The organism is Lacticaseibacillus salsurivasis (assembly GCF_036246225.1).
Classification (GTDB): Bacteria; Bacillota; Bacilli; order Lactobacillales; family Lactobacillaceae; genus Lacticaseibacillus; species Lacticaseibacillus salsurivasis.
The window spans coordinates 184,483-199,937 of record NZ_BTTP01000001.1 but is presented as its reverse complement, the minus strand read 5'-3'; the positions used below and the strand labels follow the sequence as shown (position 1 = coordinate 199,937).

Below are 15,455 nucleotides of genomic sequence, written 5' to 3'. Positions count from 1 at the left end.
TCAGCTCAGGGCAACCGGCCGCCGCTTATTCAGCGTCGTCAGGCCATTGCGCGGAAGTGTAGACGTTTTGCACGTCATCATTATCTTCAAGCGCATCAATCAAGTTTTGGAAGGTTTCAAGCTTTTCTTCTGGAATCGGCACGGTGTTTTGTGGCACCATGGTCAATTCAGAGGTGGTGAAGTGGAAGCCTTGTTCTTCCAATGAATCCCGGACTTCAGTAAAGTCCTTAGGATCGGTGTAAATTTCGAATTCGTCGTCAGACGTTTGCAAATCTTCGGCCCCGGCTTCAAGGACCGCTTCAAGCATTTGGTCCTCATCCACATCGAGCCCTTCACGGTCGATCACGAAATAACCGCGCCGGTCGAACATGTAAGAAACAGCCCCAGCCGTCGCCATAGTCCCACCATGGCGTGTGATTGCTACCCGCACGTCGGAAGATGTCCGGTTCTTGTTATCGGTCAAGGCTTCGACCAAAATCGCGATGCCGGCTGGCCCATAACCTTCATAGGTCACTTCATCATAACGCGTCGCATCGCCGCCATCCGCTTTATCTAAGGCACGTTTCACGTTGTCCTTAGGCATGTTGGCAGCGCGTGCTTTATCCATGACTAACCGAAGCGAAGGGTTGTTGTTGGGGTCAGAACCACCTTGCTTTGCTGCCATGAAAAGCTCACGGGAGATTTTCTGGAAAATTTTGCCGCGCTTGGCGTCCTGAGCGTTTTTACGGCCCTGGATGTTGTGCCATTTGGAATGTCCTGACATCGTAAACCCTCTTTTCGAATGAATGTAATATGCACATAAACGCTATAGAGTATAGCAAAAAACGCTTGCCGGTTCAATCACTAACCGCCAGCGCTTACACGACTAAATGCCGATGCTTGAGCTGCGGAAACACAAAGCGATCGGCCAGACCGACAATCGCCCCTTGCGCCACCAGAGAAAACAAAGTACCAATATTCAAAGCATACGCCTGCCGGGTCGCCAAGACGCAGATGAGAATCAACGTAATCGGCGGGATGTAAGAAACCGGCTGCGCCAGGGCAGCGTTGCCATGCAAAAAGTGAAACCGCAAAATCTGCATCAAGTCATCGTTGGGATGCAGCATCACATTCAGCCGCTGATAAATCGACACCGCCACCCCAGTGCACACAATGCCGAACAAATCCAAAGCCACTCGCCAAATCAGTGGTAACGCGACTAACGGGGTCATGCCAATCAAGCGGGCAAACCACGACACCAAAAACGAAAACGGAATCATAAAAATAAAGTTGCCCGCAATCCGCCGCCATTCCAAGCACCGCAGCACCAAGGCGTTAAATAGCACCACCGCGACTCCTTCGGCCAGCAGCACCGTCAGTAGCGTTAAGTGCAAGGCATGGGCCAGGTTCACCGCTGAAGCCGTCCACAGCGCCGAGCCTAGATTCATCGCGACGGTTAAGCCATTGCCAAAGCCATTCAGTAAAATCGAAAACACAAAATATCCGATTAATTGCCGCGAGCGCAGCGGCGCGTCATCTTTGCTCTTCATCCTCGCCGCCTCCTTGTCTGCACGGCCTGAATGGCTACGGTCATCATAATGCCCACGGCCGCCCCGGCTGCGTCCAACATCACATCTTGGAACAACGGCGAGCGGCCAGGCGTGAAGCCTTGATGAAATTCATCGAAGGCCGCCAGCCCGGTACAGGCAAAAAACAGCAACCCAGCGCGCAGCCAGGTCGGGGTCACCGCTTTGCGCAGCGCCACGGCCAGCCCCGCCCCAAGTACCAGGTAGGTGCCAAAATGCGCCAACTTCCGCAAGAAGAATTCAATCACCACCGCTGGCCCTTTCACTTGAGTGCTGATGTGCTGATCAGCCCACCAAAAATCGACTCCGGCCAGCCACTTCGGCCCATGATGGCCAAGCAACTGGGTTAGCCACGGCACTAGGGACTGCTGACGGTAAGTCATGCTTGAACTGATGAATAAGACAATTAAGATTCCGGCAACGATCAACCAACCTCTGCGGCGCACGCGATCCCCTCATTTCCTTTCGCTAGCATAGCACACGCCATAAGCCAGCGGTATAATGAGGAAAATTATAAGGAGGTTTTCCCATGACCTATCCCCTGAACTGGCAGCTCGACAACATTTTCCCCGGCGGCATCGATTCGCCGCAGCTCAAAGCCCGGCTGGCTGATGTCGCGACAAAATTGCCCGCCTTAAACACCCAGATTGCCGCGTGGCAGCCGACTGAAGATGCAGGCTTCACTGCGTTCCAGACTCTATTTGCCTTGCTAGAAGACGTCGAAAATGGCCTCGGCACCGTGGGCACGTTTGCCAACATGATTCACTCTGCCGATACGAAAAACGCCCAGGCCGGCGTGGTCAGCAACCAAGTCGCTCAGTTGGCCACTGCGCTCACCGCGGCCAACAACGCCCTCACCAAGAAATTGGTGGCGATGACCGAAGCTGATTTCAAGGCTTTGCTTGCGGTGCCTACCATCGCCCCCAGTGCCTTTGGCCTCACGGAACAGCGTGAGCAAGGGCAAGAACTGTTAGACGATGCGACGGAATCACTTATCAACCAGTTGGCCATTGATGGCTTCCACGGCTGGAGCGACCATTACGACACCTTATCCGCTGATCTGCATTTTGACGTCACCCTGGATGGTGAAAGCCTCAGCTTATCGGCGGGGCAGGCCCAAAACCGGTTCGAAGGCGATCCCGAGCCAGCCCACCGCGAAGCCGTCTTCAACACTTGGGAAAACACTTGGACCCAGCATGCCCAGCCTTTTGCCGACACCCTCAATCACTTGACCGGCTTCCGGCTTGCTAATTACCGCGCTCATCATTTTGACGACTATATGCATGTGCCGTTGCAGCTTAACCGCATGCAGCAAGCCACGGTGGATCAAATGTGGGCCACCGTCAGTGCGAACAAGGCCCCGTTCACCCAGTATCTGGACCAAAAGGCGCGCCTGATCGGCAAACCGCAAATGCCGTGGCATGATCAATGGGCCCCAGTAGCGCTGGGTGGTTACCAGCCGAAAACCTACACCTTCGATGAAGCGGCGACCTTTATCATCACCAACTTCCGCAAGTTTTCCCCGAAAATGGCAGATTTTGCGCAGCATGCCTTTGAAAATGGCTGGATCGAAGCTGAAGATCGCCCTGGTAAAATTGCCGGCGGCTACATGACCGAAGTGCCTGACGTCAAAGAAAGTCGCATTTTCATGACCTTTGATGGCTCCGCTGCCGGTGTGTCCACCATCGCTCATGAACTCGGCCATGCCTTCCATGCCAGCATTCTCAAGGACTACCCGCGGATGCGCCGGGAATACGCCATGAACGTCGCCGAAACCGCCTCGACTTTCGCCGAGCTGATCATCGCCGATGCCACGGTCAAGCAAGCCACCAGCGTGGAAGAACGCCTGAACTTACTCGATGCCAAAATGAGCAATCCGCTGGCGATGCTGCTGAACATCCACGCGCGCTACTTGTTCGAACGCAGCTTCTACGATGCCCGCACCGAAGGCACAGTGACGGTGGCACAACTGCAAAGCTTGATGCAAGAAGCGCAGGCTAAAGCCTATGCCGGCGCCTTGAGCAGCTATGATCCGATGTACTGGGCGGACAAACTGCACTTCTTCATCGATGATGTGCCGTTCTACAACTTCCCATACACCTTTGGCTACCTGTTCTCCAGCGGCATTTACGCCAAGGCCCAAACCCAAGGCGGGAACTTCGAAGACAATTACATTGCTTTGCTCAAGGACACGGCCAACATGACCACCGAAGCCCTGGCGCAAAAGCACCTCGGCGTCGACTTGACCAAGCCGGATTTCTGGCAGCAAGGCATTGACCTGGCCGCCAAAGATGCGCAAACCTTTATCGATTTAAGCCAGCCGTTTTTGGCCTAAAACTTAACCTGAATCAGCAAAAAGCACGCCTGCCAATCCTAACTGGGGTTTGACAGACGTGCTTATTTGGTTTGGCCTAAACCCGCTTTTGGGTGGACTGCCTTATTCTACAGTCACAGATTTGGCCAAGTTGCGGGGCCGATCCACATCGTAGCCGCGATCCAAACTGGTGTAATACGCCAGTAGCTGCGCTGGGACAATTGTCAAAAGCGGCGACAACAGCGGGTTCAGCGCCGGGACAATCAAGTCATCGCCAGGTTCAGCCAATGATTCTGCCACGATGCGCAGCACCTTGCCGCCGCGGGCTTCCACTTCCTCGGCGTTGCTGCGGGTGCGAGCCGCTGTGGTGGGATCGGTAATGATGGCCACCACCGGCGTGCCCGGTTCAATCAAAGCAATCGTGCCATGTTTAAGCTCTCCGGCGGCAAAGCCTTCTGCTTGCACATAGGAGATTTCTTTGAGCTTCAAGGCTGATTCCAAGCTAACGTAATAATCCGTGCCACGACCAATGAAAAAGGCATTGCGCGTGGTGGCAAACATTTCCTTGGCCAGCTCATGAATCACATTTTGCTGATCAATCAGGGCTTGCTGGCCAGTTGCGGCTAAACTCAGCTCATGTTCGACGTCAAAGGCCTTGGCCGCCGATTGACCTTTGGCTTCCCCTAAAGCTTTGGCCAGCAGGGCCTCCAAGGCGACCTGTGCCGTGTAGGCTTTGGTCGAGGCCACAGCGATTTCCGGCCCCGCCGCCAAATCTAAGGCAAAGGTGGCTTCTCGCGCCAGCGTGGCCGTCAGCACATTGGTCATGGTCAAACTCGGCAAACCCTTGGCGTTAATTTGCACCAGTACTTGCCGTAAATCAGCGGTTTCGCCGCTTTGCGTCAGGAAAATGAAAAACGGTTTTTGACTGAGCAACGGCTGATGATAAGCAAACTCAGAAGCCAGAAACGCCGTGGTGCGCACGCCAGCCAACTGTTCGAACAGTGCTTGGCCTACCAGTCCGGCATGATAGCTGGTGCCGGCGGCGACAATGTAGAGTTGGTCGGCATCCTTTAGCGCCGCCAACAGCTTGGCATCAAACTGCAGCGAGGCTCCCTTGGTGTAGCGCTTGAGCAACCGCCGCATCACTGTTGGCTGTTCACTGACTTCCTTGAGCATGTAGTAAGGAAAAGCGCCTTTTTCCGTATCTTGGGCATCCAATTCAATCGTAATTGGGTCACGCTTCACTGGCGTGCCGGCGGCATCTTCAATGGTCACCGCCTGCGCGGTTAAGGTCACCAGTTCCCCATCATTCAATTCGAGGAACTGATGGGTTTGATCGATCATCGCCATGGCATCGGAAGCAATCACATTGAAGCCATTGCCCAGACCCACCAGCAGCGGGCTTTGTTTCTTTGCCGCGTACAAAATATCTGGCGCCGTGCGGTCAGCGAGCGCAAAGGCGTAGGAGCCTTCCAGCAAGCTCAAGGTTTTACGTAAGGCGGCCTTGGCAGAAAGCCCTTCCTGGGCGAACAACGCGATCAGTTGCACCACCACTTCGGTATCGGTTTGACTCGCTAGCGTCACGTTTTGCAGGTAGGTTTGCTTCAGCTTGGCGGCGTTGGTAATCACGCCATTGTGTACCAGGTAGAACCGACCATCTGCTGACTGGTGCGGGTGCGCATTGGCCACCGTGGGCTCGCCGTTGGTCGCCCAGCGGGTATGCCCGATGCCCATTGTCCCTTGCACCTCAGGCCCAACTGCGTCCTTAAGCGCCTGAATGCGGCCGACGCGTTTGACGAGGTAATCTTGGCCGGCGCCATTCACATACAAGCCAGCTGAATCATAACCGCGATATTCCAACTTGCTCAAGCCATGCAGTAACACCGTACTTGCATCTTCGCGCCCTATGACGCCAACGATTCCACACATATTGCCACGTCCTCTATATTTTATTGGTATACATCATTAATTGATATTGGTATGCCGTTAACGATTTCAAATATAGCGCCGTGATTAGTCCTTGTCAACGAAAAATACATAGTGGTATAGATATTCTTAATAATATTGGTATATGTCAATTTCAACGAAACCGGTTTCATTTTTGGTATAAAAAAACGTCATCGCCGAAGCCATGACGTTCATGCAACGATTAGGCGTTAGCCCCCATTTGTTCTTCAACGACGGCAACGATTTGATCCACGTACTGGTTGACCAAAGCTTCCGTTTTGGCTTCCGCCATCACCCGCAGCAGCGGTTCGGTGCCGGAAGGGCGAACCAAGACACGGCCGTCGCCGGCCATTTCTTTTTCCACGGTATCAATGGCGGCTTGAATGGCCGGGTAACTTTGCCAGTTGTTCTTGTCGGCCACTTTGACATTGACCAGTTTTTGCGGATAGGTCTGCACTGGGGCGGCCAATTCGGAAAGTGGTTTACCAGTTTGCTTCATCACATTCAGCAGCTGAATTCCGGTCAGCATGCCATCCCCAGTGTTGTGATAGTCAAACAAAATGACATGGCCGGATTGCTCACCGCCGATGTTGTAGCCATGGGCGCGCATTTCTTCGGATACATGCCGGTCGCCCACCGCGGTCTGCACCGACTTCATGCCGTTTGCTTCCAGCGCCTTGTACATGCCCAGATTGCTCATCACGGTGGTCACCACAGTATCTTGCTTCAGGCGGCCATGTTCTTTCATGTAGTTGCCCAAAATGAACATGATCTTGTCGCCATCAACAATTTGACCCTTTTCATCCACGGCAATGCAGCGATCGCCATCGCCATCAAAGGCTAAGCCGGCCTGGGCGCCTTTTTCCACCACAAACTTGGCTAAAGCTTCTGGATGGGTGGAACCCACGTTTTTGTTGATGTTCAGGCCATCTGGATGGGTGGCCATAGTATCGAACTCGGTATCCAAGTCCGCAAACAAGCGCGCGACCAAATTGCTGGTGGCGCCGTTAGCGGCGTCGAGGCACACATGGAGGCCAGTCAAGTCGTCGGATAAGGTCTGTTCCAAGAACTGGGTGTACTTTAAAGCGCCTTCTGGATAATCATTCACTCGGCCCAAGCCTTCTGCCGCTGGGCGTGGCAAGGTGTCTTCTGGGGCATCCAGCAACGCTTCAATTTCTTCTTCGGTAGCATCAGACAGCTTGTAGCCATCTGGTCCGAAGAACTTGATGCCATTGTCAGCTGCCGGGTTGTGACTGGCGGAAATCTGAATGCCAGCATCGGCACTTTGCACCTTGATTAAGTAAGCCACGGCTGGCGTGGTGATGACGCCAAGGGACAAGACTTCAATCCCGACGGATAGCAGGCCAGAAATCAGCGACTCCGCCAGCATTTCACCAGAGGCCCGGGTATCGCGAGCGACCAACACCAACGGCTTTTTGGCGGCATCTTTGGCATGCTGCGTCAGCACATACCCTCCGCAGCGACCTAGGCGAAACGCCAGCTCTGGCGTTAATTCCTGATTAGCAATGCCCCGCACCCCATCGGTACCAAAATACTTCGTCATGAAAATTTCCTCGTTTCTGTTTTTAGATTGCAAATTGGCTTAATCGTTGCTCGAACTGCTACTACTACTGCTGGTTTCAGCACTACTGCTGGTCTCTCCTGCCGCCGCCGCGGCATCGGTGGTCATGTTGATGGTCACCTTAACGGTCTTGGGATCACTGGAGACAATGCCATCCACCACATCCGTCAGGCGCACAGTTTGCGTGGTGGTTTGCGTCAGTTTGGAGATATCCACCGGAATGGTGACACTGTCCAACTTCTTAAGCACTGCCGAACTGCCATACACCGTGACCGTGTCGGCACTGGTCTTAAAGCTGTAGCTCTGGCCGCGAATGCCAGTGCCGCTTTGCTTCACCGTTACTGGCAACTTTTTGCTTGGCAACGTAATCGGCAGCCGCACATGCACCGTGGCTGGCGAAAGCACCACATTCAACGTGCTTCCGTCTTCGGCTAAGGCTTGCAGCAAGACTTCCTGATCGATGGTCGTTTTCGTGTTGCGGCTCATCACCACATTGGCCACCACTTGATAAACCCGATTGATTTCGCCTTTACCGCCGGTGACATCGACGGTTTCGCTGCTCAACGTCGGGTCGCCGGCACTGTAGCCAGGCGCCAGCGAGTCATGATTGTACTTCACTTGAATCGGCATCCGCTTGGACTTGCGATCCTGAATCGTGACCTTGATGGTTTTGGGCTTGATGGCATAGGTCAAATCTTTATTGAGTCCTTGCTGCTTCAAGGTGACCGTGTGTGTCCCCACGCCCAGCCCACTCAAGTCAGCCACGACGCGGAAGTTTAAGGTGTTCGCCGTGACCGTGACCAGGCTACTGCTGCCTTCGACGTCCACCGTCACATGCTGCGGATAACCGGTGATGAAGTACTTGTCTGTGTCAGCTTTGAGTTCCAGCGGCACCTTGAGGGAACGACTGGTGGTGGCGGTAATGGCCGTATCGTTGTTGCCACTATTACGATTGCGGTTCAGGTCTTCCATGTTCACATAAGCGAACAACGCTACTGCTAAAATCAGCGCCAGGAGGCAATAAAACCATTTGCTATCCCAAATTTGATTCAATTTGAATTTCATCGTTTGTCTCCTCCTTTGTGCGTCAGATCAAAGAAGAAGTTTGCCACCGGATTGCGCTTCGTTTCCTCTTTGGGAATCAGTTGCGCCCGGAATAACTTGAGATAATCTTCTCGCGTCAAGTCGCGAATCAGATGATTATTCAACGTAATCGTCACCCCGCCAGTTTCTTCCGAAATGACCAGCGTTAAGGCATCAGTGACTTCACTGATGCCGACCGCCGCGCGGTGCCGAGTGCCCAGTTCCTTGGGAATCAGACTACTTTCAGACAGCGGCAAATAGGCGGCCGCCACGGCAATGCGGTTATCGCGAATGATCACGGCGCCATCATGCAGCGGCGTGTTGGGGATGAAAATATTGATCAGCAATTCCCCGGACACATCAGCGTCAATCGGAATCCCGGTTTCAATATAATCTTCCAAACCGGTATTTTGCTGAATGGTAATCAACGCCCCAATGCGGCGCTTACTCATGTATTGAATCGCTTTATCCAGCTCTTTGACGAGGCGTTCCTCGGCCTGGTGCGCATCATTACGTGCCCATGGGAGCACCGAGCCGCGGCCCAAGTGTTCGAGGCCACGCCGAATTTCCGGCTGGAAGATGATGACTAACGCCGGCACTGACCAAGTGATGACCAAATCGACTAAGTAGCCAACGGTATGCAGCTGTAAATACAAAGACACCACTTTGATGACCACAATCACAAAGATGCCTTTGAGCAGTTGCACCGCCTTGGTGCCTCGCACCAGCATGATCAGGCGATAAATCACATACCAAACCACGAGGATATCGATCAGATTCGTCAACGTTGACCAATGGAAGAAATTACTCAGTAAATCCTGCATATCCGATCCTCCCAAATGTTATCGACTTATTATACCACGTGGACAGCCAGCGTTGGGACCGGGCTAAAGGACGCCCTGGCGAGGCTGTGCCGTGAAAATATTTTTCTGTACCAATCTCTTCAGGATGTATCCGCCACCATTTTCAAGAAATTTTCGTGAAAAAATGTACAAAGGCCTACCGACGCGCCTGTTGCCCGTCATTCATCGGTCTGCTTTGCACACCAGTTAATGCCTGTTACAGCAAGTTTTCACGGTGTTTACAACCAGTTGCGAGTTCGTTACGCTTGGCCTGTAATCTATGAATGGAGATGGCAATGATGGCTCAAATCACAGTCCTGAAACAACCTGGTGCCGCGGCAGACCCCGCGGCAGAAGTCGATGCTCTCGTCAACCAAGCGGAGCATGCCTTCAATCTTTATCAAACCTTCACCCAAGCGCAGGTGGATCACGTCACGCATGCGGTAGTCGCCGCCGCCCGGGCGCACGCCAAAGATCTGGCGTTTTTAGCCTGGAAGGAAACCGGCCGCGGCAATGCCGAAGACAAGGCCATTAAAAATATTTACGCCAGCCAATATATTTGGAATGCGATTAAGACGACGAAAACCGTGGGCAAAATCAGTGAAGACCCGGCCAATGGACTCACGCAATATGCCGAACCCCTCGGCATTCTGGCCGGGATTACGCCAGTGACCAATCCCACCTCGACCGTTATTTTTAAAGCGATTTTGGCCTTGAAGACCCGGAACGCGATTATTTTTGGCTTGCATCCCCAAGCGCAGCAATGCGGTAGCGCCGCGGTGAAAATCATGGCTGATGCCGCCACCGCTGCTGGGGCACCAGCCGGCCTTATTCAATGCATCGCCCACCCTAGCATCGACGCCTCCAGTGCGTTGATGAATCACGACCGGGTGGCTTTGGTGTTAGCAACCGGCGGCCCTGGCATGGTCAAAGCGGCCTACTCCACTGGTAAACCGGCGCTTGGCGTGGGGCCAGGCAACGCGCCCGCTTACATTGAAAAAACCGCCGATATCGCCGCTGCCGTGCAGGATATTCTGCTCAGCAAATCCTTCGATAACTCGATGATTTGCGCGTCAGAAAACAGCATTGTGGTCGACCGGAGCATTTACCCGGCTGTCAAGGCGGCCTTCCAAGCCGGCGGCGCCTATTTTGTTCCTGACCAAGAGGTCGCTAAGCTGACGGCGGCGGTGATTGATCCGCAGCGCCGCACTGTCCGCGGTCCCGTGGCCGGTCAAAGTGCCGAAAAAATCGCCCAGCTAGCAGGCTTAACCGTGCCGAAAGGAACCAAGCTGTTAATTGCCAAACTCGACGGCATTGGCAAAAACTTCCTATTATCTGGGGAAAAATTGTGTCCGGTGCTATCGCTATATCTCGCCAACGACCATGCGTCGGCCTTCGACTTATGCCAGTCGCTGCTCCACTATGGCGGCTTGGGCCATACTGCAGCGATTCACACCACCGACCAGGCTGTGATCGACGCGTTTGGCGAGGCGATGCCGGCTTGTCGTATTCTGGTGAACAGCCCGGCCAGCCTGGGCGGCATTGGCGGCCTGTTCAATCGCCTCACCCCTTCCTTGACGCTTGGCACCGGCTCTTACGGGAAGAACTCGATCTCTCACAATCTGACCGCGATGGATTTGCTTAACATCAAAAACGTGGCCCGCGCCACGCGCCATCCCAATGCTTTGATTGGGGAACTACGGGATCTCATCCACGAAAATTAGCATTTTCTCATATTCTTTTGGCCAGTCTGCGCAGCAAAACCGCGTTGGCTGGCCTTTTTGGTGGTGGCCGCTTGGGTTTTGCGAATTTTACCGAGAAAAGGTGTTCAATTAAGTGCAAAGCGTTAGAATAGCTCTATATACTGGAACCATGCAAGGCTCTAGGGGGAATGGCTTGCGCTAGCAGGCCGATCTTTGATTGGGTCACTCCAATCATGTGGAGGTTAGAAAGATGACTGCAACAGATAAGCGGACGCAATATGCGACCCAGACGTCGGCCGAAGTGCTGAAGGATCTTGACAGCACAAACACCGGCATTACTGAGGCTGAGGCGCAAAAGCGTTTAGCTCAATATGGGGAAAACACGATTACCCACACCCAAGGGGAATCGCAATTTAAAGCCTTTATCAAAAACTTTGGGAGCCTGATGGCGATTTTGCTTTGGGTGTCAGGGCTGGTCGCCATGATCAGTGGCACCATGGAGCTAGGGATTGCCATTTGGCTCGTCAACATCATTAATGGGGTCTTCAGTTTCTGGCAGCAATTCCAAGCCAAAAAAGCCACCGACTCTTTGATGGCGATGTTGCCCACTTACACGCAGGTTTATCGCGATGGTAAGGTGCAACAAAAAGACGCCACGGCCTTGGTGCCTGGTGATGTCTTCCTTTTGCAAGCTGGTAACGCCATTCCCGTTGATGCGCGCCTGCTCGAGGCGACTTCCATGCAAGTCGATCAAAGCGCGCTGACCGGTGAATCCGTCCCAGAATCCAAAGAAGTGAAATACGACCCTGGCGAAGGCCAATTCGCGGAGTCCAACCTGATTTATGCCGGGACCACCATCGGCGCTGGCACCGGCAAAGCAGTCGCGATTGCTACCGGCATGAACACCGAGTTCGGGAAAATTGCCGCTTTGACCCAGCAGCAAAAGAAGGTCAAGAGTCCCCTCGCCATTGAGTTGGATCACTTGACCCGGCAGATTTCCATGATTGCCATTGCCATTGGGATTGCCTTTTTCATCTCGGCGATTTTCTTCGTCCACTACCCTGCCGCTAAGGCGTTCATTTTCGCCTTAGGGATGATTGTCGCCTTCATTCCTGAAGGCCTCTTGCCAACCGTCACCTTGAGTTTGGCCCAAGGCGTCACCCGTATGGCCAAAAAGCATGCGCTGGTGAAGGATCTGAATTCCGTTGAAACCCTGGGCGAAACCACGGTGATCTGCTCGGATAAGACTGGGACCTTGACCCAAAACCAAATGACCGTCAATCACGTTTGGACGCGGAGTAAGGAATACAAAATCACCGGCCAAGGCTATGTGAACAACGGCCACATTGAACTGGATGGCAAGCGCGTTGATCCAAGCACTGAGCCGGAATTGGCCCTGCTGGTACGGGTGGCTTCGCTGAATAACGATACCCAAGTGCAGCAAGACAAAGATAGCGGCAAGCCGAAAATTCTCGGCACGCCAACCGAAGCCGCTTTGGTGATTTTAGCCGAAAAAGCCGGCTTTGACCTCGCTGCCGCTACCGCCAAAACCCCGCGGCTGAAGGAGTTCCCTTTTGACTCCGACCGCAAGCGGATGAGTACCGTGCACCGCCTCGATGACCAAACTCTGATGCTGTGCGTCAAAGGATCATTAAGCGACACGGTGCACCAGTGCGACACGATTCAAGTCGATGGCAAAGTGCGGCCAATCACCGAAGATGACCGTCGCGCCATCAACGCTGCCAACAACAAGTACGCGAAGTTAGGCTTACGTAGTCTGGCCGCCGCCTACCGTGAGTTCCCAGCTGAAGCCGATACCGCCAGTCAGCTGGACAAAATGACCATCGAAGACGCTGAAAACCATTTGACCTTCGTCGGCCTGACCGTCATGGCTGACCCACCGCGCCCAGAAATCTATGAAGCGGTGCGTAAATGCCACGAAGCCAACATTAAGATCATCATGGTCACTGGTGACTCCACGTTAACCGCGAAGTCGATTGCCGTTAAAATCGGCCTGACCTCGGATCAAGCCCGCGTCGTTACTGGCACGGAACTGGATGCCATGACTGAAGATCAATTGCAAGACGCCTTGAAAGGCGAAATCATTTTCGCCCGGGTCGCCCCTGAACAGAAGTACAAGATCGTGTCCACCTTGCAAAAGAACGGTGAAATTGTTGCCTCCACTGGTGATGGTGTCAACGATGCCCCGGCCCTGAAGAAGGCCGATATCGGCGTTGCCATGGGCGTGACCGGAACCGATGTGGCTAAGGATGCCGCGGATATGATTTTGACCGATGACAACTTTGCCTCCATCGTGGCCGCGATTGAAGAAGGCCGCACGGTGTACGCCAACTTGCAAAAGTTCCTGACCTACATCTTGACCTCCAACGTACCAGAAGCCATTCCTTCTGCGCTGTTCCTGTTCTCTGGTGGGCTCATTCCGCTGCCGATGACCGTCATGCAGATTTTGACTGTCGACTTAGGGACGGACATGCTGCCAGCGTTGGGGCTAGGCTCTGAAAAAGCGGAGCCCGGCATCATGCACCAGCCGCCGCGCGCCAAGAACGCGCACCTGCTGAGTAAGCGGGTGATCTGGAAAGCGTTTGCCTGGTACGGCTTGATCTCTAGTGTGATTTCCACCGCCGCCTACTTCTTCGTCAACTACCAAAACGGTTGGCCTAACGTGGCGCTGGCTGCCAGCGGCAATGTGTATGCCCGGGCGACCACCATGGTGCTTGGTGCGATTGTCTTCTCCCAGATTGCCAATGCGTTGAACTGCCGGACCAACATGGCTTCGGTGTTCAAAGTGGGACTGTTCAGCAACCGGCGCGTCTGGTATGGGATTGCGCTTGAAATCGTCCTGTTTGCCTTCCTGACCGTGACCCCTGGGGTGCAAGAACTGTTCAATACCACGGTCCTTAACCCTGGTGATTGGCTGTTCCTGTTCATCATTCCATTCCCAATTGTCTTGATTGAAGAAATTCGCAAACGCTTCGCTCGGCGCAAGGATCCGCTTGCCGACGCTGCTGATTAAAGCTAGTGGGACAAAAAAACCCAGCCAATTGGCTGGGTTTTTGTCTGCCCTCAGTACCGCCGGTCAAACGCGGCACTGGTGGAGCGTAACTGAAATTGGTCAGGAGTCAGGGCCAAGGCATGCTGCAAGCGCACCTTCAAGCTGGTCGGGCCCAGTAATGAATTGAACCGGTAGCCATCTTGATAGCGCCGTAGATAAGTCACCACAGGATCGAGCGCCAGCCGCACCGAGCGTTCTGCTGGCGCGGTCGTGAAGGTCAAAAGATAATCCACGCCCAAAGCCGTTGGGGTCGAAATTGGATCTGTTGCCATGTTCTCGCCTCCTCTACTGCTCAAAGTGTAAAACGTTGAGCAAGGGAAAACAAGGTTCGACCCTTCACTTTAATTCGCCTGTTCGGCAATGTGAAATTGAATCGGCGAGAAGTCATCCGCCTCGTGGGCTGCCACATACTTGGTGGCTTCGCGGTTGATAGCGGCTAGGTCAATGCCTTGCTCCTTGGCCGCAAACAAGCAGCCGCAATAGCACTGGCGATAAACATTGTAGTCTTTGCACATCTGCACCGACCGCGCATAGCCGCCGCGCTTTTTGAAGTCACTCGGCAGGTAAGCCACATTGTACAGATGCTGAATTTCCAGCCCGCCTTCGTTGATCCACTGCGCATTCTTGTTCGGCGAAATCGTCAGCGTGCTACCAAAATAGTCGAAGCCTAATTCCTGCGCCTTGGCCGCCACAGCGTCCAGCCGGAAGTCGTAGCAGACGCGGCAGCGCGCGCCGCCTTCTGGCTCATTCTTCAGCGCCTTGGTTTGCGCCAGCCAATCGCTGGGTTTGTAGTCGGCGCTGATAAATTGAACGTGGTTGTTGGTGCGGGCGTTAAAATCGAGAATAAACTGCTGCTGCACCAGCTTGCGCCGCTCGTACTCCATCCGTGGGTGAATATTGGGGTTGAAGAAGAAAATCGTCACATCAGCAAACTGCGTGAGGTATTCCAGCGTGTACGTGCTGCAAGGCGCACAGCAAGCGTGCATCAACAGCCGCGGGCGCAGTTTTTGCTCCTGCCAGCCCTTGATGACCTTCTGCAAAATCAGGTCAAAATTGATTTTTTGGTCCTTTTCGAATTGACTGGCAATTTCTGCATATTCCAACATCCGCCTCGCCTCCGTGGCCTAAGTATACAAAAGTTGAGAGGGGATGACAATTTGCAGACAAGCTATGCCCTTCGCTATAAACCTTCGAGAATTTCAAAAAATCAACAAATCGCCACGAAGCCCGTGGTGACAACGATAGTGACGAAAAAGACGGTACACGGTGATGTAGCGTCCTGTGTACCGTCCTAACGAAGAAAACCATACGAAACCAAAGAAAAAGCACAAGTATAAAATGCCGGT

General features: G+C 53.6%; 12 protein-coding genes. 3 read left to right on the top strand and 9 right to left on the bottom strand.

Annotated elements, in window-relative coordinates; all coding sequences use genetic code 11:
• Window positions 1–25 precede the first annotated feature (25 nt).
• From AAA927_RS01060 to AAA927_RS01050, 3 genes are all read right to left on the bottom strand, one after another.
• On the bottom strand, window positions 26–763 hold the full coding sequence (locus AAA927_RS01060) for a YebC/PmpR family DNA-binding transcriptional regulator (RefSeq protein ID WP_125580854.1): 738 nt from the start codon (window positions 761–763) through the stop codon (window positions 26–28).
• 94 nt (window positions 764–857) lie between these two features.
• Window positions 858–1,529, bottom strand: a complete 672-nt coding sequence (locus AAA927_RS01055) for a DUF6198 family protein (RefSeq protein ID WP_338214866.1) — start codon at window positions 1,527–1,529, stop codon at window positions 858–860.
• Window positions 1,526–2,011, bottom strand: a complete 486-nt coding sequence (locus tag AAA927_RS01050) for a VanZ family protein (RefSeq protein ID WP_338214864.1) — start codon at window positions 2,009–2,011, stop codon at window positions 1,526–1,528. The genes AAA927_RS01055 and AAA927_RS01050 overlap by 4 nt, the downstream gene beginning before the upstream one ends.
• Window positions 2,012–2,094: 83 nt before the next feature.
• Here AAA927_RS01050 and AAA927_RS01045 point away from each other — a divergent pair, with 83 nt between their 5' ends.
• A complete protein-coding gene (locus tag AAA927_RS01045; protein WP_338214862.1) occupies window positions 2,095–3,900 on the top strand; it encodes a M3 family oligoendopeptidase in 1,806 nt (601 codons plus the stop codon).
• 102 nt (window positions 3,901–4,002) lie between these two features.
• On the opposite strand, the gene glmS is transcribed toward AAA927_RS01045, so the two are convergent.
• The 4 genes from glmS to cdaA all read right to left on the bottom strand — a co-directional run bounded on the left by glmS (window position 4,003) and on the right by cdaA (window position 9,315).
• Window positions 4,003–5,808 carry a glutamine--fructose-6-phosphate transaminase (isomerizing) gene (glmS, locus tag AAA927_RS01040; protein WP_338214861.1) on the bottom strand — a complete coding sequence of 602 codons (1,806 nt, stop codon included), beginning with the start codon at window positions 5,806–5,808 and terminating at the stop codon, window positions 4,003–4,005.
• A 220-nt stretch (window positions 5,809–6,028) separates the two neighbouring features.
• Window positions 6,029–7,390: a phosphoglucosamine mutase gene (gene glmM, locus AAA927_RS01035; RefSeq protein ID WP_125580864.1), complete on the bottom strand. Its 1,362-nt coding sequence runs from the start codon at window positions 7,388–7,390 to the stop codon at window positions 6,029–6,031.
• 39 nt (window positions 7,391–7,429) lie between these two features.
• Window positions 7,430–8,461 (bottom strand): CdaR family protein, encoded by a 1,032-nt coding sequence (locus tag AAA927_RS01030; protein ID WP_338215329.1) that lies wholly within the window; start codon window positions 8,459–8,461, stop codon window positions 7,430–7,432.
• A gap of 8 nt (window positions 8,462–8,469) precedes the next feature.
• Window positions 8,470–9,315, bottom strand: coding sequence for a diadenylate cyclase CdaA (gene cdaA / locus AAA927_RS01025; protein ID WP_125580866.1), 846 nt, complete (start codon window positions 9,313–9,315; stop codon window positions 8,470–8,472).
• A 317-nt stretch (window positions 9,316–9,632) separates the two neighbouring features.
• Between cdaA and AAA927_RS01020 the strand changes: the two genes are divergently transcribed.
• Window positions 9,633–11,057 (top strand): aldehyde dehydrogenase family protein, encoded by a 1,425-nt coding sequence (locus AAA927_RS01020; RefSeq protein WP_338214857.1) that lies wholly within the window; start codon window positions 9,633–9,635, stop codon window positions 11,055–11,057.
• A gap of 229 nt (window positions 11,058–11,286) precedes the next feature.
• Window positions 11,287–14,070 (top strand): cation-translocating P-type ATPase, encoded by a 2,784-nt coding sequence (locus AAA927_RS01015; protein WP_338214855.1) that lies wholly within the window; start codon window positions 11,287–11,289, stop codon window positions 14,068–14,070.
• 50 nt (window positions 14,071–14,120) lie between these two features.
• On the opposite strand, the gene AAA927_RS01010 is transcribed toward AAA927_RS01015, so the two are convergent.
• Together AAA927_RS01010 and AAA927_RS01005 are read right to left on the bottom strand one after the other, a co-directional pair.
• Window positions 14,121–14,381, bottom strand: a complete 261-nt coding sequence (locus AAA927_RS01010) for a hypothetical protein (RefSeq protein WP_338214853.1) — start codon at window positions 14,379–14,381, stop codon at window positions 14,121–14,123.
• 69 nt (window positions 14,382–14,450) lie between these two features.
• On the bottom strand, window positions 14,451–15,215 hold the full coding sequence (locus AAA927_RS01005; RefSeq protein ID WP_338214851.1) for an epoxyqueuosine reductase QueH: 765 nt from the start codon (window positions 15,213–15,215) through the stop codon (window positions 14,451–14,453).
• Window positions 15,216–15,455: the final 240 nt, after the last annotated feature.